General features: G+C 63.1%; 22 protein-coding genes. 7 read left to right on the top strand and 15 right to left on the bottom strand.

Annotation, left to right across the window (positions count from 1 at the left end; translation table 11 throughout):
- Positions 1-424: 424 nt before the first annotated feature.
- Positions 425-1,666, top strand: a complete 1,242-nt coding sequence (locus OZ411_RS34935) for an MFS transporter (RefSeq protein ID WP_282531574.1) — start codon at positions 425-427, stop codon at positions 1,664-1,666.
- A gap of 189 nt (positions 1,667-1,855) precedes the next feature.
- Positions 1,856-3,079 (top strand): MFS transporter, encoded by a 1,224-nt coding sequence (locus OZ411_RS34930; protein ID WP_282531573.1) that lies wholly within the window; start codon positions 1,856-1,858, stop codon positions 3,077-3,079.
- Between the two features lie 79 nt (positions 3,080-3,158).
- Here OZ411_RS34930 and OZ411_RS34925 read toward each other — a convergent pair whose 3' ends face one another.
- Positions 3,159-3,653, bottom strand: a complete 495-nt coding sequence (locus OZ411_RS34925; protein ID WP_282531572.1) for a VOC family protein — start codon at positions 3,651-3,653, stop codon at positions 3,159-3,161.
- 96 nt (positions 3,654-3,749) lie between these two features.
- Entirely contained in the window at positions 3,750-4,295 is a 546-nt protein-coding gene (locus OZ411_RS34920) for a carboxymuconolactone decarboxylase family protein (protein WP_282531571.1), read from the bottom strand.
- Between the two features lie 151 nt (positions 4,296-4,446).
- Between OZ411_RS34920 and OZ411_RS34915 the strand changes: the two genes are divergently transcribed.
- Positions 4,447-5,631: an acyl-CoA dehydrogenase family protein gene (locus OZ411_RS34915; protein ID WP_282531570.1), complete on the top strand. Its 1,185-nt coding sequence runs from the start codon at positions 4,447-4,449 to the stop codon at positions 5,629-5,631.
- A 6-nt stretch (positions 5,632-5,637) separates the two neighbouring features.
- Positions 5,638-6,777 (top strand): acyl-CoA dehydrogenase family protein, encoded by a 1,140-nt coding sequence (locus tag OZ411_RS34910; protein ID WP_282531569.1) that lies wholly within the window; start codon positions 5,638-5,640, stop codon positions 6,775-6,777.
- A gap of 106 nt (positions 6,778-6,883) precedes the next feature.
- On the opposite strand, the gene OZ411_RS34905 is transcribed toward OZ411_RS34910, so the two are convergent.
- From OZ411_RS34905 to OZ411_RS34845, 13 genes are all read right to left on the bottom strand, one after another.
- Positions 6,884-7,921, bottom strand: a complete 1,038-nt coding sequence (locus tag OZ411_RS34905; protein WP_282531568.1) for an amino acid ABC transporter substrate-binding protein — start codon at positions 7,919-7,921, stop codon at positions 6,884-6,886.
- A 58-nt stretch (positions 7,922-7,979) separates the two neighbouring features.
- Positions 7,980-8,573: a L,D-transpeptidase gene (locus tag OZ411_RS34900; RefSeq protein WP_130578331.1), complete on the bottom strand. Its 594-nt coding sequence runs from the start codon at positions 8,571-8,573 to the stop codon at positions 7,980-7,982.
- Positions 8,574-8,732: 159 nt separating this feature from the next.
- Positions 8,733-8,861, bottom strand: a complete 129-nt coding sequence (locus OZ411_RS34895) for a DUF2474 domain-containing protein (RefSeq protein WP_130578330.1) — start codon at positions 8,859-8,861, stop codon at positions 8,733-8,735.
- Positions 8,861-9,874, bottom strand: coding sequence for a cytochrome d ubiquinol oxidase subunit II (gene cydB / locus OZ411_RS34890; RefSeq protein ID WP_282531567.1), 1,014 nt, complete (start codon positions 9,872-9,874; stop codon positions 8,861-8,863). The genes OZ411_RS34895 and cydB overlap by 1 nt, the downstream gene beginning before the upstream one ends.
- A complete protein-coding gene (locus tag OZ411_RS34885; RefSeq protein ID WP_282531566.1) occupies positions 9,871-11,277 on the bottom strand; it encodes a cytochrome ubiquinol oxidase subunit I in 1,407 nt (468 codons plus the stop codon). The genes cydB and OZ411_RS34885 overlap by 4 nt, the downstream gene beginning before the upstream one ends.
- 152 nt (positions 11,278-11,429) lie before the next feature.
- Positions 11,430-11,987, bottom strand: coding sequence for a redoxin domain-containing protein (locus tag OZ411_RS34880; RefSeq protein WP_282531565.1), 558 nt, complete (start codon positions 11,985-11,987; stop codon positions 11,430-11,432).
- Positions 11,988-11,999: 12 nt separating this feature from the next.
- Positions 12,000-12,701: a cytochrome c biogenesis CcdA family protein gene (locus OZ411_RS34875; protein ID WP_282531564.1), complete on the bottom strand. Its 702-nt coding sequence runs from the start codon at positions 12,699-12,701 to the stop codon at positions 12,000-12,002.
- A gap of 237 nt (positions 12,702-12,938) precedes the next feature.
- Positions 12,939-13,118 carry a hypothetical protein gene (locus OZ411_RS34870; RefSeq protein WP_282531563.1) on the bottom strand — a complete coding sequence of 60 codons (180 nt, stop codon included), beginning with the start codon at positions 13,116-13,118 and terminating at the stop codon, positions 12,939-12,941.
- A 167-nt stretch (positions 13,119-13,285) separates the two neighbouring features.
- On the bottom strand, positions 13,286-13,897 hold the full coding sequence (locus OZ411_RS34865; protein WP_282531562.1) for a sigma-70 family RNA polymerase sigma factor: 612 nt from the start codon (positions 13,895-13,897) through the stop codon (positions 13,286-13,288).
- Between the two features lie 259 nt (positions 13,898-14,156).
- Entirely contained in the window at positions 14,157-14,894 is a 738-nt protein-coding gene (locus OZ411_RS34860) for a response regulator (protein ID WP_282531561.1), read from the bottom strand.
- Positions 14,891-16,636: a DUF3369 domain-containing protein gene (locus OZ411_RS34855; protein WP_282531560.1), complete on the bottom strand. Its 1,746-nt coding sequence runs from the start codon at positions 16,634-16,636 to the stop codon at positions 14,891-14,893. The genes OZ411_RS34860 and OZ411_RS34855 overlap by 4 nt, the downstream gene beginning before the upstream one ends.
- Complete coding sequence (locus tag OZ411_RS34850; protein WP_165421068.1) at positions 16,606-18,633, bottom strand: HAMP domain-containing sensor histidine kinase; 2,028 nt, start codon at positions 18,631-18,633, stop codon at positions 16,606-16,608. The genes OZ411_RS34855 and OZ411_RS34850 overlap by 31 nt, the downstream gene beginning before the upstream one ends.
- 85 nt (positions 18,634-18,718) lie before the next feature.
- Positions 18,719-19,678 carry a TRAP transporter substrate-binding protein gene (locus OZ411_RS34845; RefSeq protein ID WP_282531559.1) on the bottom strand — a complete coding sequence of 320 codons (960 nt, stop codon included), beginning with the start codon at positions 19,676-19,678 and terminating at the stop codon, positions 18,719-18,721.
- Positions 19,679-19,941: 263 nt separating this feature from the next.
- Between OZ411_RS34845 and ugpB the strand changes: the two genes are divergently transcribed.
- The 3 genes from ugpB (at position 19,942) to OZ411_RS34830 (ending at position 24,161) form a co-directional block, all read left to right on the top strand.
- Positions 19,942-21,243, top strand: coding sequence for a sn-glycerol-3-phosphate ABC transporter substrate-binding protein UgpB (gene ugpB, locus OZ411_RS34840; RefSeq protein WP_282531575.1), 1,302 nt, complete (start codon positions 19,942-19,944; stop codon positions 21,241-21,243).
- A 116-nt stretch (positions 21,244-21,359) separates the two neighbouring features.
- Positions 21,360-22,313, top strand: a complete 954-nt coding sequence (locus OZ411_RS34835) for an aminoglycoside 3'-phosphotransferase/choline kinase family protein (protein ID WP_282531558.1) — start codon at positions 21,360-21,362, stop codon at positions 22,311-22,313.
- 228 nt (positions 22,314-22,541) lie between these two features.
- Positions 22,542-24,161, top strand: coding sequence for an ABC transporter substrate-binding protein (locus OZ411_RS34830; protein WP_282531557.1), 1,620 nt, complete (start codon positions 22,542-22,544; stop codon positions 24,159-24,161).
- Positions 24,162-24,164: the final 3 nt, after the last annotated feature.

Here is a 24,164-nt window from a genome sequence, read left to right as displayed (position 1 = left end):
ACGGGACCCATGGGTGCAACCGGCACCCGGCTTTCCCTGCGCCCTCTGATCTCGAGGAGGGTGGAAAGTGAATCAAAGCTCGGGCGTAACGCGCCGCGAGAATGCGAACTCACATCCTCTCACCACACTCCACCGTCATGCCCCGCGCAGGCGGGGCATCCAGTATCCGGCGGCCTCTCGGCTCAAGCACTACCGTCTCTGGAATACTGGATCGTCCGGTCAAGCCGGACGATGACAGCGGAGAGCTGTTTGACATGCGAATCAGACCTCACCGTCATTGCGAAGCGTGGCCGTGACGCGGGACACACAGCGCCACCTGCATAACGTGCGTCCGTTTGCGCTGGTTGATCGGGCGGCGTCCGCTCTCCATAGTGCGCCTGCAACAGCGAGGTTCCCTGCCGGGCGCCTTGGGATGGGAACGTCGATGAGTGCCACAACCAGCGATGAGATCGCCGACGACGCGCGGGCGCGCGCCAATGTGCTGCGGCTGGCTGCGGCACAAGCGCTGACCGGGGCCAATTCGGCGGTCATCTTCGCGACCGGCTCGATCGTCGGCGCGACGCTGGCGCCGAGCGTCTCGCTCGCGACCGTGCCGCTGTCGATGTATGTGCTGGGGCTTGCCGCCGGCACGCTGCCGACCGGGGCGATCTCGCGCGCCTATGGCCGCCGCACGGCGTTCATCATCGGCACCGGCTGCGGCGCGCTGACCGGCGCGCTCGGCGCCTTCGCGATCCTGCGCGGCGCATTCTGGCTGTTCTGCCTCGCGACCTTTCTCGGCGGCCTGTATGGCGCGGTGGCGCAATCCTATCGCTTCGCCGCCGCCGACGGCGCCAGCGCCGCGTTCCGGCCCAAGGCGGTGTCCTGGGTGATGGCGGGCGGCGTATTCGCCGGCGTGCTCGGTCCGCAGCTCGTGCAGTGGACCATGGACATCTGGCCGCCTTATCTCTTCGCCTTCAGCTTCTTGATGCAGGCGTTCGTCGCCCTGGTCGCGATGGCGGTGCTGGCCGGCGTCGATGCGCCAAAGCCGGCCGCGGTCGATCTGCATGGGGGCCGGCCGCTGCTCGAGATCGCGCGGCAGCCGCGCTTCATCGCCGCCGCGCTGTGCGGCATCATCGCCTATCCCATGATGAACCTGGTGATGACGTCGGCGCCGCTCGCGATGAAGATGTGCGGCCTCTCGCTCAGCGATTCCAATTTCGCGATCCAATGGCACATCATCGCGATGTATGGCCCGAGCTTCTTCACAGGCTCGCTGATCGCCCGCTTCGGCGCATCGCGCATCGTCGCGCTCGGCCTGCTCCTGGAGGCGCTTGCGGCGACGATCGGGCTCTCCGGCCTGACCACGCTGCATTTCTGGGCGACGCTGATCGTGCTCGGCGTCGGCTGGAATTTCGGCTTCGTCGGCGCCTCCGCACTGGTCCTGGAGACGCACCGGCCGCAGGAGCGCAACAAGGTGCAGGCGTTCAACGATTTCCTGGTGTTCGGGACGATGGCGATCGGCTCGTTCTCCTCCGGCCAATTGCTCGCCAATTACGGCTGGTCGGCGGTGAATCTTGTCGTGTTCCCGCCGGTGGTGCTGGGGCTCGCCGTGCTGTGGATCGTATCGCTTGCGAAGCGGCGGGCGAAATTGCGAACGGTCGATGAGTTTCCGGAACCAACTATTTGAGGACTTGCTGACAACTGCTGACAGTTCGGTGGTGATCGAAATGATGATCTAGCAAGCCCTGCTAATGGTGTTCGTCATGGCCGGGCTCGTCCCGGCCATCCACGTCCTTGGCGGCCGAAAAGAACGTGGATGCCCGGGTCAAGCCCGGGCATGACGGCTAGACCAACAGACAAACGACAAGCAAGAACCGTGGACGCATCAACTCACACCAGCACCGACGAGACCGCGCTCCGCTACGACGGTTGGCGCATCGTGCTGGTTTGCTTCCTGCTCGCAACGTTCGGCTGGGGGCTCGGCTTTTACGGCCAGAGCGTCTATGTCGCCGAGCTGCAGCGCCTGCGCGGCTGGCCGGCATCGCTGATCTCCTCCGGCACCACGTTCTTCTATCTCGCAGGCGCGGGGCTCGTCGTCTTCGTCAGCGAGGCGATCAAGGCGTTCGGTCCGCGGAGCTGCTTGATCGCGGGCACGATCGCGATGGCTGCGGCGGCGGTCGCGATCGGGCAGGTGCGCGAGCCCTGGCAGCTTTATCTTGCCGATGCCGTGCTCGCCTTCGGCTGGGCCGGCACCAGCCTCGGCATGATCACCAACACGCTCGGTCTGTGGTTCGACAAGAAGCGCGGCATGGCGATCAGCCTGGCGCTGAACGGCGCGAGCTTTGGCGGCATCGCCGGCGTGCCCCTGCTTATCGCCGGCATCGGATATTTCGGCTTCTCCGGCGCGATGACCGTGGCGGCCATCGCGATGGTCGCGGTGATGGTGCCGGTGATTGTGCTGTTCGTCGGCCGGCCGCCGGCGCATATCGAGGCGGTGGCGCTGTCGGCGGCGGGAGGGCCGTCGCCGACGCAGATCCGCGCCCGTGCGCTTCGCGATCTCGGCTTCCTCTCGGTCTCGATCGCGTTTGCCCTGGTGCTGTTTGCCCAGGTCGGCTTCATCGTCCACCTGATCTCGTTCCTGGATCAGGTGATCGGCCGCGAGCGCGCGGCGGTGGCGATGGCGCTTCTGACCGCGATGGCGGTGGTCGGTCGCGTGACGTTCTCCTTCGTGATCGACCGGCTCAATCAGCGATTGGCGTCGGCGCTGTCCTTTGTCAGTCAGGCCGTGGCGCTGCTCGTCATCATCAACCTGCGCAGCGATTGGGTGCTGGTTGCGGCCTGCGCCGCCTTCGGCTTCTCGGTCGGCAATCTGATCACGCTGCCGGCCTTGATCGTGCAGCGCGAATTCGATCCGCGCTCGTTCGGGGTGCTGGTGAGCCTGGTCACCGCCATTAACCAGATCACCTATGCCTTCGGTCCGGGCGTGGTCGGCTTGCTGCGCGATATATCGGGGAGTTACACGCTGCCGTTCTACGGCTGCATCGCGCTCCAGTTGATCGCGGCCGTGTTGATCATGATCCGCGGGCGCGGCATTGCGTAGCCCGGATGGAGCGAAGCGAAATCCGGGAATCTTCCGAGGCGTCCCCGGATTGCGCTTCGCTCCATCCGGGCTACGAGGCTCAGACTTCCCGCTGCCGCAGCAAATCCTCGAGATCGAGCCGCTTGGTGAACATCGCAAGCGCACCGTCCGGCGTGCGCGGCCATTGCGCCTCGGGCCGGTCCCAATAGAGCTCGACGCCGTTCTCGTCGGGGTCGCGCAGGTAGAGCGCCTCGCTGACGCCATGGTCGCTGGCGCCGTCGAGTGCGATACCAGCGCTGAGCACGCGGTGGAGCGCGTCCGCGAGAGCTGGTCGGGTCGGATAGAGAATCGCGGTGTGGTACAGGCCGGTGGTGCCGGGCGGCGGCGGATTGCCGCCCTTGCTCTCCCAGGTGTTCAGCCCGATATGGTGATGGTAGCCGCCCGCCGAGATGAACGCGGCACCGGCACCCATGCGCTGCTGCAGCTCGAAGCCGAGCACGCCGCAATAGAAGCCGAGCGCGCGATCGAGATCGGCGACCTTTAGGTGCACATGCCCGATCCGCGTGCCGGCGATGATGGGAGGATTTTGCGCCATGCTGCTGCTCCGGTTGAAAAACAGTATCTAGCGATGAACCGAACCGCGCGGTACCGGCCTATCCTGAAACCCTGTGTTTCCGGCAGCGTCCCTGGCTCACGCCAGTTCCGACACCTCGCCATCCGGCAAGCCGAATTCGAACGTGTTCAGCGTCATCGACACCATCGTGTAATAGCCGCAGAGCCCGATGATCTCGACCACGCCGCGCTCGCCGAGCAGCGCGACCGCCTCATCATAGAGCGGCTGCGACAGCCCAAGGCCTTCGTGCAGCGATTTCGCCACGTCGTAGATCATCCTGGCCTTGGGGTCGTCGAATTCGGGCGTGCGGCGGTCGCGGATGTCGTCGATGATCTTCGGATCGAGGCCGCCCTTCAGCGCGAGGCGCTTGTGCGCGAACCATTCATAATGCGCGGTGAAGTGGCGCGCGGTGACGAGGATCGCGATCTCCGAAAGCTTTGGCGGGAACATTGTGTTGAAGCGCAGCATCTCGCCGAGCCGCGTGGCATGCCTCGCCATTTCCGGCCTGTTGAGCCAGGCCATCATCGGCGCCGGCGCCGAGCCGCGCTTGCCGGCAATAGCCTCGTCATAGGTCTGTTTTTGCGCCTCGTTCATTTCGCCAGGCGAAAGCAGCTTCAGCCTCATGTCCGTTTCCTCTTGTTTTTCAATCGTTACGCCAGGAAGCGAATACACCCCTTTCAGCCGCGCGGCCACCGGCGCTGGGCGCAGGGAGATATTGAATTCCACGATCCGGCGGCTAAGGTCGTTTCAACAATTCGTCAGATGGAAACGCGCCATGGCCGATCTTGAAAAATTCCGCAGCGAAACCCGCGCCTGGCTGGAGCAGAACTGCCCGCCGGAGATGCGCAAGCCCATGACCTCGAACGACGACACGTTCTGGGGCGGTCGGAACGCAAAGTTCTCCTCCGAGCCGCAGCGGGTCTGGTTCGAGCGGATGCGCGACAAGGGCTGGACGGTGCCGCATTGGCCGAAGGAATATGGCGGCGGCGGGCTCGATGGCGAGGAGGCGAAGATCCTGCGCCAGGAGATGGCGGCGATCGGCGCGCGGCAGCCGCTGACCTCGTTCGGCATCTCCATGCTTGGGCCGGCGCTGCTCAAATACGGCACGGAGGCGCAGAAGAAGGAGCATCTGCCGAAGATCACGGCCGGCTTGATCCGCTGGTGCCAGGGCTATTCCGAGCCGAATGCCGGGTCCGACCTCGCTTCGCTGCAGACGCGGGCCGAGGGCGACGGCGATGATTTCATCATCAACGGTCAGAAGATCTGGACGTCCTATGCCAACTATGCGGATTGGATTTTCTGCCTGGTGCGCACCGATCCAGCCGCGAAGAAGCATGACGGCATCAGCTTCATCCTGTTCGACATGACCTCGAAAGGTGTGTCGACAAAGCCGATCCTGTTGATCTCCGGCTATTCGCCGTTCTGCGAGACGTTCTTCGACAATGTGCGCGTGCCGAAGTCGCACGTTGTCGGCGCCATCAACCGCGGCTGGGACGTGGCGAAATATCTGCTGCAGCACGAGCGCGCGATGATCTCGGGCATGGGCGAGCGCGGCGTCGGCCGTCCGCTCGGACAGATCGCGGCGGACTCGATCGGCGCCGATACGCAGGGGCGGCTGGATGACGCGGTGCTGCGCAGCCAGATCGCGAGCTTCGAAGTCGATGAAGCGGCGCTCGCCGCGGCCGCCGAGCGCGCCGTTGATTTGGCGAAAGCGGGGCAGGCGCATCCGGCATTTTCCTCGGCGATGAAATATTACGGCACCGAGCTCAACAAGCGCCGCTATGAGATCCTAATGTCGGCCGGCGGCATCGACGCGCTGGAGTGGGAGAGCGAGCGCTCCCGCGGCGGCGCCCGGCCGCGCGCCTGGCTGCGCACCAAGGCCAATTCGATCGAGGGCGGCACGTCAGAGGTTATGCTCGGCATCGTCGCCAAGCGCATCCTCGACCTGCCCGGAGCTTGATACACCATGGCCCTCATCCTCAATGAAGAACAATCCATGCTGCGCGACAGCGCGCGCGGCCTCATCAGTGAAAAGGCGCCGGTCTCGCATCTGCGCCAGTTGCGCGACAGCAAGGACGAAACCGGCTTCTCGCGCGAGCTCTGGAACACCTTTGCCGAGATGGGCTTCTCCGGCCTCTTGGTATCAGAACAATTCGGCGGCAGCGGGCTCGGCGCGGTCGAGGCCGGGATCGTGATGGAGGAGATAGGGCGCACGCTGATGCCGTCGCCGTTCCTTGCCACGTCTGTGCTTGCAGCCTCGGCGCTGTCGCGCGGCGGCAGCGAGGCGCAGAAATCGCAGCATCTGCCCAGGATTGCCGACGGCTCGCTGCTCGCTGCGCTCGCGGTCGATGAAGGCGCCAAGCATCGGCCGCTGCAGACCAGGATGCAGGCGATACGCAGTGGCAACGGCTTCAAGCTGAATGGCGACAAGGCGCTTGTCGTCGATGGCCATACCGCCGGTCTCCTGATCGTTGCGGCGCGCACGGCCGGCAGCGCCGGGGAGAAGAACGGGGTGACTCTGTTCCTGGTCGATCCGAAGGCCAAAGGGATTGCGAGAGAGCGCACCATCATGGTGGACTCCCACAACGCGGCGCGCATCGTGTTCGACAGTGTCGAGGTCAATGCCGACAGCGTGCTGGGGGAGGTCGACCAGGGCTATCCGCTGCTCGAAAGCGTGCTCAATGTCGGCCGCGGCGCGGTCGCGTCGGAAATGGTGGGTTTGAGCGAAGAGGTGTTCGGCCGCACCGTCGCTTACCTGAAGGAGCGGAAGCAGTTCGGCAAACCGATCGGCGAATTCCAGGCGCTGCAGCACCGGGCTGCCCAGCTCTACATCGATATCGAAATCACCCGCGCTGCGGTGCTGAAGGCGCTGCAGGCGCTCGATGCTGATACGGCCAATGCGGGCAGCGCCGTCGCCGTTGCCAAGGCGCGCGCCGGCACGACGGCGACGCTGGCCGTGCAGGAAGGCGTGCAGATGCATGGCGGCATGGGCATGACCGACCAGTTCGACATCGGCTTCTTCATGAAGCGCGCCCGCGTCTGCCAGGAATTGTTCGGCGACAGCAATTTCCACGCCGATCAGTTGGCAAGGGTGAAGGGGTATTGAACTCTATCCCGTCATTGCGAGCGAAGCGAAGCAATCCATCTCGCCGCTTGCGGAAGCGTGGATTGCTTCGTCGCTGCGCTCCTCGCAATGACGGCGTATGTGGCCCCTACCTAATCGGCGGGGCGTACTGGATGCCGCCGGCGCTCCAGAGCTGGTTGAGGCCGCGCGGGATCTTCAGTTGCGACTCGCTGCCGACATTGCGGTCGTAGATTTCGCCGTAATTGCCGACATGGCGGATGATGCGGGCGGCCCAGTCCTTGGTCAGGCCGAGGTCCTCGCCATAGGAGCCCTCGGTGCCGACCAGCCGCATCACTTCGGGCTTCTTCGATTTCATCGCCTCGTCGATGTTCTTCGAGGTGATGCCGAGCTCCTCGGCGTTGATCATCGCATAAAGCGTCCATTTCACGATCATCATCCAATCGTCGTCGCGCAGCCGTACCACGGGCGCGAGCGGCTCCTTCGAGATGATGTCGGGCAGGATGATGTGGTCGTTGGGCTTGGAGAGGTTGAGCCTGAGCGCATAGAGCTGGGAAGCATCGGCGGTAAGGGTGTCGCACTGTCCGCTGTCATAGGCCTTGACGACATCCTCGAGCTTTCCGAACTTCATCTCCGTATATTTCATATTGTTGATACGGAAATAGTCGGCGAGGTTGAGCTGCGTCGTGGTCTCCGCCTGCACGCAGACCTTGCTGCCGTTCAAATCCAGTGCGGAATCGATGTTGCGCGAGCGCGGCAGCATGAAGCCTTCGCCGTCATAATAGGCGACGGCCGGGAAATAGAGGTCGTAATTGGTCTCGCGCGACATGCTCCATGTCGAGTTGCGCGAGAGGATGTCCACCTTCCGGCTCTGCAACTCCTTGAAGCGCTCGCTGGCATCGAGCGGGATGAATTTCGCCTTGGACGGATCGTCGAAGATCGCGGCCGCCACCGCGCGGCAGAAGTCGACATCGAAGCCGGTCCAGTTGCCCTTCTCGTCGGGGATCGAGAAGCCCGGCAGGCCCTTGTTGACACCACACAGCACCTCGCCGCGGCGAACGGTGCGCTTCAAAGTCTTGGTGTCGTATCGCTCATAGATGATGGCGGCGGCTGCAACCAGGGCCGCGACCGCGAGCCCGATCAGCAGGCCGCCTCGAAATGTGCGCATCATTTATTTTCACCAGATGATGAGGGAAATAGGGCGTCAGGAAGGGAGGCAGAGACGGTTACAGTTCGGGCTTTTGCCGGACGATCACCTTGGTGCCGACGGGGACGCGATCGTAGAGGTCGGCGACATCAGCATTGACCAGCCGGAAGCAGCCGGAGGAGATGGCAGTGCCGATGGTATTGGGCTGGTTGGTGCCGTGGATGCGGTAGACGGTGGTGCCGAGATACATCGCGCGGGCGCCGAGCGGGTTGCCGGGGCCGCCGGCCATGAAGCGCGGCAGGTAGGGTTGGCGTGCGATCATTTCCGGCGGCGGCGTCCAGTCCGGCCATTCCGCCTTGCGGGTGATGTTCAGGAGCCCCTGCCACTGGAAGCCTTCGCGGCCGACGCCGATACCGTAACGGATGGCGCGGCCGTTACCCTGGACCAGATAGAGATGGCGCTCCTTGGTCGAAATGATGATGGTTCCCGGCGCTTCGTTGGTGCGGTAGTAGACCACCTGCTTGCGCCATTCCGGATCGAGCTCGACGTTATCGTCGGGGACCAGGCCTGGCTGATCGCCGACGTCGGGCGCCTGGGCCTGGCTTTGCGAGGCCGAAAGCATCAGGCCGCCTGCGGCAATGACCATCCAGATCAGGTGACGAAGTTTCGTCATACAAAGCTCTCCTCGTTGGCGCGGGGCCAAATGCATTGATGCTCCACCCAAATCAGGAAGCATCAAATCTCAGTGGCAGCTTGATGGCAAGTTTGGGGCAAAGGAGGTAGCTGGCTGGAATACCTGCGATTTCCGTCATGGTGCTGTAGCCGAGCCGTCTTATTTCGGTGCGATCCAAAGCCGCAGGCCGAACGAAATCAACGCCACGGTGCCGACGCCGCCGAGCCAAAGCGCGGCGAACCAGATCAGGCGCTTCGCGAGCGGGCGTGGATTCTCCTCGCGTGGCATCAGTGATACCCGCCCCCAGGCCGCACCTTGCCGCGAAATACCCAATACGCCCAACCCGTGTAGGCGAGGATCAGCGGAATCAGGATCGCCACGCCGACCAGCATGAAGATCTGGCTGTTGGGGGGCGAGGCCGCCTCCCAGATCGTGATGCTCTGCGGCACGATATAGGGATACATGCTGATGCCGAGGCCGGCATAGGACAGCAAGAATAACGCCAGCGTCAGGAAGAACGGCTGGTAGTCATATTTGTTCGCAAGACTGCGCAGCAACAGAGCGGTGACGGCCGCCACGGCGAGCGGCACCGGCGCGGTCAGGATGATGTTCGGCCAAGTGAACCAGCGCTGGGTATATTGCACGCTGAGAAATGGGGTTGCGAGGCTGACGGCGACGATCGCGCCGAGCATCGCGAACAGCAATACCCAACTCAATTGATAGGCCTTGTCGCGCAGCGCGCCCTCCGTCTTCATCACCAGCCAGGTCGCGCCCAACAGCGCGTAACCCACCAACACCGATATTCCGGTCAGCACGCTGAACGGCGTCAGCCAGTCCCACCAGCCGCCGGCATATTGCCGACCCTCGACATGCACACCCTGCAGGATGGCGCCGAGGGCAACGCCCTGCGCCAGCGCCGCCACCAGCGATCCGCCGAAAAAGGCGACGTCCCAGCGGTTGCGTTCCCTTTGCGTGGTGCGCCAGCGGAATTCGAACGCAACCCCGCGGAAGATCAAGCCGACCAGCATCGCGATGACAGGCGTATAGAGCGCCGGCATCAGCACGGCATAGGCAAGCGGAAACGCCGCCATCAGGCCGCCGCCGCCGAGCACCAGCCAGGTCTCGTTGCCGTCCCAGACCGGCGCGACGCTGTTCATGATGACGTCGCGATCCGCCTTCCTTGGAAACAGCGGAAACAGGATGCCAAGGCCGAGATCGAAGCCGTCCATGACGATATAGACGAACACCGCGAAGGCGATGATGAAGGCCCAGACCATGGCAAGGTCGACCGCGACACTCATGACGCGCCCTCCGCTGCTGCGGCGGCGGCCGGGGTGATGCCGGCGGCGCGGGCGGGTACGTCACGCGGCGGTCCCGCTTCGCCCGGATGCGGCGGCGCCGCCATCAGCCGTAGCAGATAGATCACGCCCGCCGTGAACACCGCGAAGTAGACGATGACGAAAGCGAGCAGCGAAGAGCCGACCGCAGGCGCAGCGAGCGGGGAAGCCGAATCGGCCGTCCGCAGCAGGCCGTAGACCGTGAATGGCTGCCGCCCGGTCTCGGTGGTGATCCAGCCCGCCAGCACCGCGATGAAGCCCGCCGGCCCCATCAGCATTGCGAAGCTGTGCAGGAAGCGCGAGGAATAGAGCTGACCGCGCCAGCGCATCCATGCGCTCAACAGGCCGAGCCCCATCATCAGAAAGCCGAGCCCGACCATGATGCGGAACGACCAGAAGGTGATCGGTACCGGCGGCCAGTTTTCGCGCGGCACGGTGTCGAGGCCGGCCATCGGCGCGGTGGGTGAATGCTTCAGGATCACCGATCCGAGCTTGGGGATCTCGACGGCGAAGTCGACCCGGCCGGCCGTCTGGTTGGGCCATCCGAACAGAATAAGCGGCGCGCCGTCCTTGTGGCTCTGGTAGTGGCCTTCCATCGCCATGATCTTCACGGGCTGATGCTCCAGCGTGTTCAGCCCGTGCTGGTCCCCGGCCAGAATCTGGATTGGCGCCACGAAAGTCGCCATCCACATCGCCATCGAGAACATCACGCGCGGGCCGGCGAGATGCTGGTCACGCAGCAGATGGTAGGCGCCAACCGCGCCGACCACGAGCGCGGTGGTCAGATACGCCGCGAGCACCATGTGCACGAGGCGATATGGAAAAGACGGGTTGAAGACCACCTTGAGCCAGTCGGCGGCCACGAACTGGCCGCTCGCATTGACGGCGTAGCCGGTCGGCGTCTGCATCCAGGAATTGGACGAGAGTATCCAGAATGCCGAGATCAGTGTGCCGATCGCGACCATCAAGGTTGCGAGAAAGTGCAGCCGGGGACCGACGCGGTTCAACCCGAACAGCATCACGCCGAGGAAGCCTGCTTCGAGGAAAAACGCGGTCAGGACCTCATAGGCCATCAGCGGTCCGATGACGGGCCCGGTCTTGTCGGAGAAGGCCGACCAGTTGGTGCCGAACTGGTAGGACATCACGATGCCCGACACCACGCCCATGCCGAATGCGACCGCGAAGATCTTCAGCCAGTAGTGAAACAGATTGATGAAGACCTCGCGCCCGGTCCAGAGCCAGAGCGCTTCGAGCACCGCAAGGTAGCTGGCGAGCCCGATCGAGAAGGCCGGGAATATGATGTGAAACGACATCGTGAAAGCAAACTGCGCCCGGGCGAGCGCAACCGCATCCCAGCCTTCGAACATGACGCGCTATCCATCGTGAATTACGACATGAGGTTATCACGCGTCCGATCGTAGTGAAAACATGTCAATATGACCAAGGCAGAGCGAGCGGCCCCGGCGCGGACCTTGGCACGCCGGGTTTGACGATAGTCCTTTAGTCCTCGCAAAAGCGCTCAACTGTTGACGTTGAGCAGCCGGGCGATGGTGCGGTCAATCTGCTCGTACTGTCCCTCGCCGTCGTGATGGAATACGATATTTCCATTCTGGTCGATGATGTATTGCGCCGGCCAGTACTGGTTGCGGTAGGCATTCCAGGTCTGCGACTCGTTGTCCTGCGCCACCGGGTAGGTGATGCCGTGCCGTTTCAGCGCCGCCTGGACGTTGGAAGCCGAGCGTTCGAACGGAAATTCCGGCGTATGAACGCCAATCACCACCAGGCCTCGATTCCTGTACTTGGCATCGAGCGCGACGACATGGGGGAGCGTGTTGACGCAGTTTACGCAGCCATAGGTCCAGAAATCGACCAGCACGACCTTGCCGCGCAGGTCGGCGATGTTGAGCGGCTGCGAATTGAACCATTTGCTGATGCCGACAAAATTCGGCGCGTTCTGCTCGGCGGCCGCAACCTTCACTTTGGGCTCCTGCGCGCGGGCGATATGAGGAGCGGTGATGCCGGTCAGGCAAACAGCGCCGACCAGGGCGGATACAAGCGAGCGCATGATCATTTCCATTTCCTCCTGATGTCAAAGGCCGATCTGGCCGTTGGGGTAGAAACTGGTTAGCCACGCCACGATCAGCGTGTCGTATTGGAAGTAGGAGAGGGCCGCGAAGGCGATGATGACGACGCCAAAGCCCTGCTGCAGTCGCGGCGCGATCCGCGCGATGCTGCGGATGCGGGTCGTGACGGCCTGCCCACCGTAGGCGATGGCGAGCATCGGAATCGCCGCCCCGACGGCGTAGACGACGAGCTGCAGACTGGCCCACCCGGTATCTTTCGATGTCGCCACGATGGTCAGGATCGAGCCCAGCACGGGTCCAGCGCATGGGGTCCACACCAGCCCGAGTGTTGTGCCGAGCACGAAGCCGCCGACCAGGCCTTGCGATGGTGTTGCGTTGTCCGGCGAACCGCCTGCGGTGAGACCGCCGATTCGGATCGTCAGCCATTCGAACGGCGCCGGCCAGATCATCAACAGCCCAAAGCCGAGCAAGAGGATCGCGGCGCCGGTTCGCAACACGTTGGGATCGAAATCGAAGGCGCGCGTGATCGCGCCCAGCAGCAACGCCACCATCGAGAATGACATCACAAAGCCGAGCGCGATCATCGCCGGCCGCGCCTTGCTGGTCTGGCCTATCGATGCCCCAAGCAGGATCGGCAGCATCGGCAGGGTGCAAGGCGCCGCGACGGTGACAACACCTGCGAGCAGCGCGAGAACAAGATTCAGCATCAGAACCGCCCATCGCCAACCGGCCACGCCCAATGCCTGCGCCGGCAGTGTGATGTTCTTCGCGATGGCGAGATCAGCCGTTACGTCTGCCTCATTCGCGCGAGGTCACGTCTGTGTGAGACTTCCATGCCGATTGTACGGACCGCAAAGCAAAGCGACCCGGCTGGGGGGGGGCATCCCGGCCGGGTCGTTGGAGGTAGTCCTTGGGAGGTTAGAACTTGAAGACGTAAAAACTCGCTACCTGATCTCGCAGACTTCTGCGGCGCTCTTGGTGCTGCAGTCGATCACCTGCTCGCGCACCGGCGTCACACCGGCATCGCGCTGCGCGCGCGGAGCGACATTCTGACTCGATAGTGTTGCAAGCGTAGCCACTGCGCCGAGCGGGATGATGAAGAAGCGGAAGGACGGCTTCAGCATGTCGTTCTCCTGTTCGGCGTTGGCGTTGCGTTCGATGGCTATTGTATAGAGACTGAGCTTTTCCAGGTGATGTCGTCGATTGTTTCAATTGTTTCGTCGCCGCTTTCTGGCTTCGAAAACAATCCCTACAATTTCTTACCCTCCATACGACTTCCGGGATCGCTGTTTCACGCTGCGAGGCTTTCCACGCCGGCGCACCTCAGCAATTCGGCCAACTGCTTGCGGGCATAGAACATGCGGGTCTTCACGGTGCTCTGGGGAATGCCGATGATCTCGCCGGCCTCTTCCACCGACTTCTCGTGATAGTAGACGAGGTTGATGATCTCGCGGTGCGCAGGTGACAGCTTCGCGACGCAGGCGCGGAGGATCTCGCTCGTAGTGGCGCGATCGAGCGCGGCTTCCGGTGTATCGGCTTCGTCGACGATGTCGAGCACTTCTTCCTGTTCAATGTCCTCGTGCCGGCGCTGGCGCAGCGCGGTCAACGCCTTGAAGCGGGCGATCGACAACAGCCAGGTGGAAACCTGCGAGCGGCCTTCGAACTGGTCGGCGGTGCGCCAGACGTCCAGGAACACCTGGCTCACGAGATCTTCCGCCACCGTGGTGTCGCGGACCATGCGGAGGACGAAACGGTAGACCCGGACGTTGTGACGGGAATAGAGCACGTGCATGGCCGTGCGGTCGCCTATGGCGATCTTGCCGAGCAGCATTTCGTCGGATGTCTGGCGTGCAGCGGCGATATGATCGTTGGCTGCAGCGTTGATGGCGACGACGTTCGACATGACAGGCTCCCAGTTCGCCTTGGCGGCTTTCGTTGGGAGAATTGTTAATGAGCCACGGTTTCGGGATGTCTGCGCGAAAAGCGGAAAATGGTTTCATCCGTAGGAGAATTGTTTCGTCGGGGCGTGGGCGACGAAACATTCGGGGCAAAAATGCCAGTAATTTCAATGCGCGGAAAATTGCCGGGAAGTTGCGGACCGGGCGGAACCGAACGGCGCCTGACGCGTTTTCGCGCGCCCCGTCATTGGGCAGGGGCGAAGATCAGGCCTTTTCGCCGCTTGGTGAGAACAGATAGCCGCCGCCGCGGATGGTGCGGATGACCGCGGGCTTGGTCGGATCGATCTCGATCTTGCGGCGGATGCGCATGATCCGGAGGTCGACGGCGCGGTCGAAGGCCTCGGCGTCGCGCGCATTGGCCAGTTCGAGCAGCCGCTCGCGCGACAGCACCCGTTTCGGATTGGCCGCAAACACCTTCAACAGCCCGAATTCGGATGCCGTCAGCGGATGCTCGTTGCCTTCGTCGTCGCGCAGCGCTTGCGCCTGCAGATCAAGCCATTTGGTGCCGAAGCGGACCAATTGTTCCTTCTCGGTCTTGGCGGCTGTCGTCTCGGGCGCGGCCACTTTGGCCGGCGTGCTCCGCCGCAGGACCGAGCGGATCCGCGCCATCAATTCGCGCAGCTCGCAGGGTTTTGCCACGTAATCGTCGGCCCCGAGCTCAAGCCCGACCACGCGGTCGATCGGGCTCGCGGTCGCCGTCAGCATGATGACCGGCACGTTCATCCGGCTCTTGAGATCGCGGATGATCGACAGCCCGTCTTCCTCGGGCATGTTGAGGTCGAGCACCACGAGGTCGGGATGGTTGGTCTCGATCACGCTGCGCAGGCTCTTTCCGCCATCGCACAACGTCACGCCAAAGCCATGCATCTTCAGATAATCACCGACCATCTCGCGGGCCGGTGCCTCGTCATCAACAATGATGATGTGCGGGCTCTGGGTCATGATGTCTCTGCTGTGGCCGGCAATGTAACCGTAAAGATCGAGCCCTGTCCGGGGCCGGGGCTCTGCGCAGTTACATGGCCGCCATGCATGTCGATAATGCGTTTGACGATCGAAAGTCCAAGCCCGGTCGAGCTCTCGCCTGCGGTCGGCTTGGCCGACAGCCGCTGGAACCGGCCGAACAGGCGCCCCAAATCCTCCGGCGAGAGGCCGGCGCCCTCGTCGGCGATCCGGATCACCGTGTGGTCGCCCTCATGGGTGACGACCACCCTGATCTTGCCGCCGATTGGTGAGTATTTGATGGCATTGCTGACCAGATTGTCGATCGCCTCGCGAATGCGGTCGGCATCGCACATGGTCACGAAATTCGGCGGTGCGGAGACCGAGATGCTCTGCTGCTTGTTGACCGCCAGCGGCAGGTTCGCTTCGGCGACCTCGTTGATAAGAGCCGCGACATCGACCGGTTCACGGCGGATGGTGATGTCGAAGGCGTCGGCCATCGCGTCCGAGATCAGATGATCGACCATCGATGTCAGGCGCTTGGTGGCATCCCTGATGTGCTCGACCTGGGTCGCGACCGCTTCCCTTGGCGAGCCGGCGCCGATCAATTCGGTCAGCATCTCGGTGCGGCCGAGGATCACGCCGAGCGGGTTCTTGAGGTCATGGGCGACCGTGCCCAGGATCTCGTTCTTGAAGCCGTTGGCACGCTGCAATCTCAGCCATTGCGCCGAAAGCCGGCGGTTGGCCTGCATCAGCGCGCGGGTGCGCTGGGCGACGCGGTCCTCGAGCTGCGTGTTGGCCTCATGAAGCTGCTGGTACAGGATCACGTTGTCGAACGCGATCGAGAGGCGGCTACTGAAGATCTCGACCAGCGCGCGGTCGGTGTCGGAGAGCTGGCGCTCCGCCTGCAGGAGCACCACGACTTCGCGGCCGCTGCCGGTGCGCAAATAGAGCACGCTGCGGTGGTCGGCGAATTCGTTCTTGCGACGCTGGAAGGCGGCTTCCACCATCTCGCGCAGATCAGGGTCGAGCGATTTCGAGCTGGTGGTGCCGATGAAACGGCTGTAGCAGCCGGAGCCCGCCAGCACCGACAATTCGCTGCCGGCGCCGTCATCGCGCAGCACCAGGATGCCGGCGCATTCGACATTGAGCAGCGAGGCGAGCTGGGTCAGCACGCCCTCGGCGAGCCGCTGCATCGATTTGAAGTCGTAGAGCGTGGAGGCGGCGTCGATGATGATCTCGAGCCCGCGCCTGGTCTGCACCATGCGCTCGAGCTGCTGGTAGCTGCGCAGCGCTGCCGTCAACGAGGTGAACAGCTTGTCGGCGGTGAGCTCGGTCTTGGCCTTGTAGTCGTTGATGTCGTACTGGACGATCACCCGCCGCTCCGGCGCCTGGCCCGGCTGTCCGGTGCGCAGGATGATGCGGACGGTCTCGTTCTTGATCTCGTTGCGGATATATTCGACGAGTTCGAGCCCTGCGACGTCGGTCTCCATGATGACGTCGAGCAGGACGGCGGCGATGTCCGGATGCTCTCGCATCAGCTTGCGACCTTCCGCCGCAGAATAGGCCGACAGGATCTCCAGCGTGGCCCCGTTCAGGCTGTAGTCGGACAGCGCGAAGCGGGTGCCTTCATGCACTGCAGCATCGTCGTCGATGACTGCCACCTTCCATTTTCGCGCGGACGAATCCTCCGGTGTGACCCCGGTGTCGTCGATCAGGTGGAGGACATCGTCCTGTTCGGCCATTGAGCAGTTCCGTCATTGGCTTGGTCCGCGATCGTGGGCTGACCCGTCGGCTGACCCGTTGGCTGACCCTTGGCGATTCTTGGCATGATAATGCGAAAAGTGGTGCCTTGTCCCGGCCTTGACTCCAGCACCATGCGGCCGCCGAGCTGTTGGGTGACAAGATTATAGACAATATGCAAGCCCAGCCCGGTGCCGCCTTCATTGCGCCGGGTGGTGAAGAATGGATCGAACGCCTGGCGCTGCACGTCCGGCGTCATGCCGGCGCCGTTGTCGGCGAAGATGATCTCGATGTCGTCGCTGCCGCGGGCCCGCGCTGAAATCGTGATCGTCCCCGATCGCCGGTCGGCGAACGCATGATTGACGGCGTTAAGGAAAAGATTGGTTAAAATTTGTCCGTAGGAGCCGGGATAGCCGTCGATCATCAGGCCTTCCGGCACGTCGACTGTCAGGGCGATCGCGGCTTTCTTCAGCACCGGCCGCAGGCTGGCGACGATCTGGTCGGTCGCTTCGCTCAAGGAAAACTGGCGGCGCTCGGCATGCGAGCGATCGACCGCCACCTGCTTGAACGACTGGATCAGTTCGCCCGCACGCTGCAGGTTGGCGACGAGCTGCTGCGCGGCATCGCGCGAGCTCTTCACGAATTCGTCGAGCTTGGAGCGGCGCAACTGTTCTGATTTCAGCTCGTGCTCGAATATCTCGGTGCGGCGCGCAAAGCTCGAGGCCACCGTCAGGCTGATGCCGATCGGATTGTTCACCTCATGGGCGACGCCGGCAACCAGGCCGCCGAGCGCCGCCAGCCGCTCCGCATCGATCAGGTTCTGCTGGGCCGTATTGAGTTCGAGCAGCGCGCTCTCGGCCCGTTCCTTGGCGGCGCGCAATTCGTCTTCGGCCTGGCGCTTGGCGATCGCATTCTCGCGGAACACTTCCACCGCGCGCGCCATCGCGCCGACCTCGTCCTTGGCATCGGTGCCCAGCACGCGGCGATCGTAATTGCCCGACGTGATGGCGTGCATCGAGGCCATGATCTGCTGCAGCGGCAGGCGGATCGAGAGCGCGATCAGGACGCCCGCGGAAACGATGATGCCGAGGAAGATCACCGCGATCGAGAGCACACGGCGCGAAATGTCCGACAGCGTCCGGTCGAAGGTTTCCTGCGCCTTCTGCTCGCGCTGGCGCATGTTGATCGAGAGATCGTCGATGACGCCGATGGCGTCGGCCTGGCTCGCGTCGATGGTGTTGCGCAATAGCTCGGTGCGGCTCGCGAGCTGCTCGGTCAGCTTTCCCAATCCCTCGCGCAACGCTTCGGTCCGTTTGTTCAGCCGCGCCAGCGCCAGGCGCTGCAGGTCGTTGTCGGCGAGGTCGATCATGACCGGGATCGTCTTCTCGATCGTCTCGGTGTTGCGGCGGGCCTCTTCGGCGGATGTGCTCGAGAGCGACAGATAATAGGCGTTCGCCGCCACCAGCATCGCGGTGAAGGCCTCGCGGGATTTGCCGAGCGATGGCCAGATCAGCGCGTCGCGATGGCCGGTGGCGCCCTCGATGATGGAGTAAAGACCGGCCATGTCCTTGGCCGGCCCGAGCACCTGCTCCTCATAGGTCTTGGTGATCTTTGCCTGCACGGCGCGCAGTTCGCCGAAGCCGTCCAGGAAGCGGCTGGTGACGCGCTCGAGCTGCTCCACCGATCCTGACAGCATCGGGTCGGTGGCGGCGCGCGTGGTCAGCGTGCCGAGCACGGCTTCGCGGAGCAGCAGGATCTCGGCGAACAGCTCGGGGCTCGGCTGGTTGATGTAGCGGTGGATCAGGTTCTGCAGCCGGCTGGTCTCGGTCTCGAGCTTGGCCAGGATCTTGTCGGACTCGCGGACCTGCCGGACATCCTCCCAGGCCGAGCGCAGCACGGTGGCGCCGTTCCAGATCAATGCCGCCAGCACCACCACGACCGCCGAGTTCAACAGCGCGATCGACAGGATGCGCCAGCGGATCGGCACCGCCCGCAGCATCTGGACGATGTGCACGCGGCCGAGCGCGGCGAGGCTCGCCTGCCGTCTCACTGCTCCATCCTGTCCGGGCGCTGCCAAGCTTGCTTCACTCCACCTTGCGGATGCGATCGATCAATGACGCGATCGCGGGGTCGCGCTGCGCTTTGGCATAGAGCCCTGCCATCGCTGTCTCGAACGGCCTGCGGTCGAAATCACCGATGATCTTCACGCCCGCGGCTTCGGCCCGCTGGCGCGAGCGCTCGTCGAGGTCGTTCCACTTCTCGCGCATGAAGGTGCTGGAGCGCTTCGCAGCCTCGCGGAAAAGCGCCTGGTCTTCGACCGACAGGCTCGCCCACGCCTTTTGCGACATCACCAGCACTTCCGGGCTCATCGTATGTTGGGTCAGCGTATAGAAGCCTGCGAACTTGTAGTGATCGGCGGTGATGAAAGACGGCCAGTTGTTCTCTGCGCCGTCGATCAATCCGGTGGCAAGGCCGGTCTTCACCTGCCCGTAGGGCAGCTCGACCGGTTCGGCGCCGAGCGCGCGGATCATGTCCGACATCTGCTGCGACTGCTGGACCCGAATCCGCAGGCCCTTGAGGTCGTCGAGCGAACGGATCGGACGGGCGCTGTTGTAGATCGAGCGCGCACCCGAATCATAGAAGGCCAAGCCGACGAAGCCGTAAGCCTCGAATGAGTTAAGGATCTCGTTGCCGATGGGGCCATCCAGCACCTTCTGCAAATGTTCGACCGAGCGGAACAGGAAGGGCATCGCCAGCACGTTGGCCGCGGGCACCATGGTGCCGATCAGCGCCACATTGGTGCGGTTGATGTCGATCGCACCCGCCCGCGTCTGCTCCAGCGTTTCTTTTTCCTCGCCAAGCTGCCGTGAGTGAAACACCCGCACATGATGACGGCCACCGCTTCGCTCCTCCACCAGGCTGCCCATGTAACGCAGCGCCTGGACGGTCGGATAGTCCTCGCTCTGGGTATCGGAAGCCCGAAATTCGCGCGCAGCCGCACCCGTTGCGACCGCCGTCAGCAGCAGCGCGACAACAAGCTTCATGATCCGCGAAAGGCCGGCGCGGCGGTACACAGGCTACAAATCCCCTTGTGATATGGTCTGTGGCAGGAAGAAAAGGTTCAATACTTTTTAGCAGAAGCCGGAAAGATAGCTATCCGACGATCTACGGTTAATCGGCCATTCCGACGTTTTGCCGGATTGCAACCGTAACGACGCAGCCTTAATCAGGGGCAAAAGTGATTTTGATTTTGCTTCTCAAGCGCGAAAGCCTGGATTGGCGCACCGTGACATCGTTTACGAGATTCCTGTACCCAGCGGCGCTTGCGGCCACTCTGCTCGGATCTCCCGCGCATGCCGCGACCGAGATCATGTGGTGGCACGCGATGTCGGGAGAACTCGGCAAGCAGGTCGAGAAGCTCGCTGCCGATTTTAACGCGTCCCAGTCCGACTACCGGATCGTGCCGAGCTACAAGGGCAACTACACCGAAACGGTCACGGCGGCGATCTTCGCTTTCCGCTCGCGCAGCCAGCCCGCTATCGTCCAGGTCAACGAGATCGCCACCGCCACCATGATGGCGGCTCGCGGCGCGATCTATCCGGTGTTCGAGCTGATGCGCGACCAGTCCGAGCCGTTCCTGCCGTCGGCCTACCTGCCGACCGTGACCAGCTACTACGCCGACCTCAGCGGCAATCTGCTGTCGTTTCCGTTCAACGCCTCGACGCCGATCCTCTATTACAACAAGGATCTGTTTCGCGCCGCCGGCCTCGACCCGGAGGCGGCGCCCAAGACCTGGCCCGAACTCGGCGCGGCCGCAAAGCGGTTGCGCGCGGCGGGTGCTCCTTGCGGATTCACCACGTCGTGGCCGTCCTGGATCAATGTCGAGAATTTTTCCGCCTTTCACAATGTGCCGATCGCGACCAAGGCCAACGGTTTCGGCGGGCTGGATGCGGAGCTCATCTTCAACAATCCGCTGATGGTGAAGCACATCGCCCAGCTCGTGGAATGGCAAGCCACCAAGGTGTTCGACTATAGCGGTCGCGGGCAGGCGGCCGAGCCGCGCTTCCAGAAGGGCGAATGCGGCATTTTCATCGGCTCGTCCGGCACCAGCGCCGATATCAAGGCCAACTCGAAATTCGAGGTCGGCTACGGCATGCTGCCCTATTGGCCGGACGTCACCGGCGCGCCGCAGAACAGCATCATCGGCGGCGCCACGCTATGGGTGCTGCGCGATCGCCCGCGGGCGGAATATGCCGGCGTTGCGAAGTTCTTCGCCTATCTGTCGAAGCCGGCGGTGCAGGCCGCCTGGCACCAGGCAACCGGCTATCTGCCGATCACCCGCGCAGCCTACGAGCTCACCCGCTCGCAGGGTTTCTACGACCACAACCCCGGCGCGGCGATCGGGATCGAGCAATTGACGCTGAAGCCGCCGACCGAGAACTCGAAAGGTATCCGGCTCGGCTCCTTCGTGCTGATCCGCGGTGTCATCGATGAGGAGCTCGAGCAGGCCTTTTCCGGCAAGCAGTCGCCGCAGGCCGCACTCGATCTGGCTGTCGAACGCGGTAATCGGCTGCTGCGCCAGTTCGAGCGCGCCAATCCGGACAGGTAGAAATTGGTCTCGCCAACCGTCATTGCGAGCGAAGCGAAGCAATCCATTTCTCCGCGCGGGTCGAAATGGATTGCTTCGTCGCTTCGCTCCTCGCAATGACGTCGTGGCGCAAATTCATGACGCGGTCATTACCCGCCTTCACCGACTACGAAGCCTTTCGCACTTGGCGCGCCGACCCATCGCGCTGGCTGCCGGTCGCGATCGATATCGCCCACAGCCACGGATTTGCCTCCACGTCGCCTCACGTCTTCACAACCGGCACCAACCTCGTCGTTGGACTCGGTGATGATCTCATCCTGAAGATATTCCCGCCGGTGCTGCGGGCGCAGTTCGTATCCGAGCGCGGATCGCTCGCGCAGCTTTGCGGGCGGGTCAAGATTCCGATTCCGGAGATCGTCGCCGAAGGCGAGCGCGACCGGTGGCCCTATCTGATCCTCACGCGCGTATCGGGTGTCCTGGGTGCGGAGGTGTGGCCCTCGCTACCCGAAGCTGACAAGGAACGCGTGCTCGCCGAGATCAGCGAGACCATCGCCGATGTTCAGCGCGTGCCGCCGGGCCCGCTGCTTGAAATCGAGCCGCGCTGGGACGTGTTCATGCAGAGCCAGATGGAAGGCTGTCGTGCCAGGCACGAGCGGCTGGGGCTGGCGCGAAAATTCCTCGACGGGCTCGATGATCTCTTGCGCGACGCCGCCGAGCTGATCCCGATGCACGAACCGCCGGTCATCCTCACCGGCGAATACATCCCGGAAAATTTCCTGCTAATGCAGCGGGACGGCCGCTGGCACCTTTGCGGGCTGATCGATTTCGGCGACGTGCTGACGGGATGGCGCGACTACGATCTGCTCGGCCCCGGCGCGTTCATGGCCGCGGGCCGGCCGCGCCGTGTGCTGAGCCTGCTCGAAGGCTTTGGCTATTCCCGCAGCGACATCGACTTCGCGCTGAAGCGGCGGCTGATGGCCTTGATGCTGTTGCACCGCGCAAGCGACCTGAACCGGCACATCTGCATCGACGGCTGGCAAGCGAAGGCTGACGATCTCCTGCAACTGCAAGAGCTGATTTGGGCCACATAAATGGCTCGCCTAACAAACGGGCGTTCAAAATTAATAGCTTAATCAGTGAGCAAATATGCCGATTTGTATGCAATAGGGTGGCGATCGATCGCAGCGTTTGAACTTGCCGTTCTTGATATTCGAAAGTTAAATCAACGACTTGTGCGTACGCTAACGTTCCATTAAGGCTTGGCACAAACCTTGCGAACCTGTTCCACGCCATTTCCTAGGGGCGTTGGAGCATCACCCATGAAACGTCGCGATTTCCTGAAGTCCGCGTCCGGATTAGCCGCTAGCGCGATGGTGCCTGCGCCCGCGATCTGGTCGCCGGCCAAGGCTGATGCGCGCTCGGAGACGCTATTGATCGTTTCCGAGGGCGGCCCGAACAATCTCGACATCCATGGCGTCGGCACCAATGTGCCCGGCTATGAGGTGTCCTGGAATTGCTACGACCGCCTGATCACCCACGAGATGAAGAGCGGCCCGGGCGGCGTGCCCTATTACGACCGCGACAAGTTCAAGGGTGAACTGGCCGACGACATGAATGTCGGCGACATGTCCGTCACCTTCAAATTGAAGAAGAACGCCAAATTCCACGACGGCGCGCCAGTGACGGCGAAGGACGTCAAATGGTCGCTCGATCGCGCGGTCAGCGTCGGCGGCTTCCCGACCTTCCAGATGAGTGCGGGCTCGCTGACCAAGCCCGAGCAGTTCGTCATCGTCGACGATTCCACGGTGCGGGTCGATTTCGCCACCAAGGACCGGCTGACGATCCCCGATCTCGCCGTCATCGTGCCCTGCGTTGTCAACTCCGAATTGGTGAAGAAGAACGCCTCTGAAAAAGATCCTTGGGGCCTCGAATACACCAAGCAGCAGACCGCGGGCTCCGGCGCCTACAAGGTGACGAAATGGACCGCCGGCACCGAAGTGATCATGGAGCGCAACGACGCCTGGGTCGGCGGACCCATGCCGAAGATCAAGCGCGTGATCTGGCGCATGGTGCCGCAGGCCGGCAACCGCCGCGCGCTGCTGGAGCGCGGCGACGCCGACATCTCCTATGAGCTGCCGTTCAAGGATTTCCAGGAGATGAAGGCGAACGGCAAGCTCGACGTGGTGTCGCTGCCGTTCTCCAACGGCATCCAGTATATCGGCATGAACGTGACCAAGCCGCCGTTCGATAATCTGAAGGTGCGGCAGGCCGTGGCCTACGCGATTCCCTATCAGAAGATCATGGACGCGGTGCTATTCGGGCTTGCCAACCCGATGTTCGGCGCGCCCAAGGACAAGCCGACCGAGGTCGCCTGGCCGCAGCCGCACAAATATTTCACCGACATCGAGAAGGCCAAGGCGTTGCTGGCGGAGGCCGGCTATCCCAACGGCTTCGAGACCACGATCTCCTTCGATCTGAATTTTGCGGGCGTCAACGAACCGCTCTGCGTGCTGGTGCAGGAAAGCCTGGCGCAGATCGGCATCAAGACCACCATCAACAAGGTGCCCGGCGCCAACTGGCGCACCGAGCTGAACAAGAAGGAGATGCCGCTGTTCACCAATGTGTTCTCGGGCTGGCTCGATTATCCCGAGTACTTCTTCTACTGGTGCTATCACGGCAACAATTCCGTGTTCAACACCATGAGCTACAAGTCGCCGGAGATGGACAGGTTCATCGACGGCGCCCGCAAGGCTGCCGCGATCGGCGACACCGCGGCCTACGACACCGACGTCAAGGGTTTCGTCGATCTCGCCTTCGCGGAAGTGCCGCGCATTCCGCTGTATCAGCCCTTCGTCAACGTGGCGATGCAGAAGAATATCTCCGGCTATCAGTACTGGTTCCACCGCCGCCTCGACTATCGCGCGATGGCGAAGGGGTAGCGA

Source organism: Bradyrhizobium sp. Arg237L, assembly GCF_029990105.1.
GTDB lineage: Bacteria > Pseudomonadota > Alphaproteobacteria > Rhizobiales > Xanthobacteraceae > Bradyrhizobium.
The sequence above is the reverse complement of the archived record's forward strand: the minus strand, read 5'-3'. Positions and strand labels throughout refer to the sequence as shown.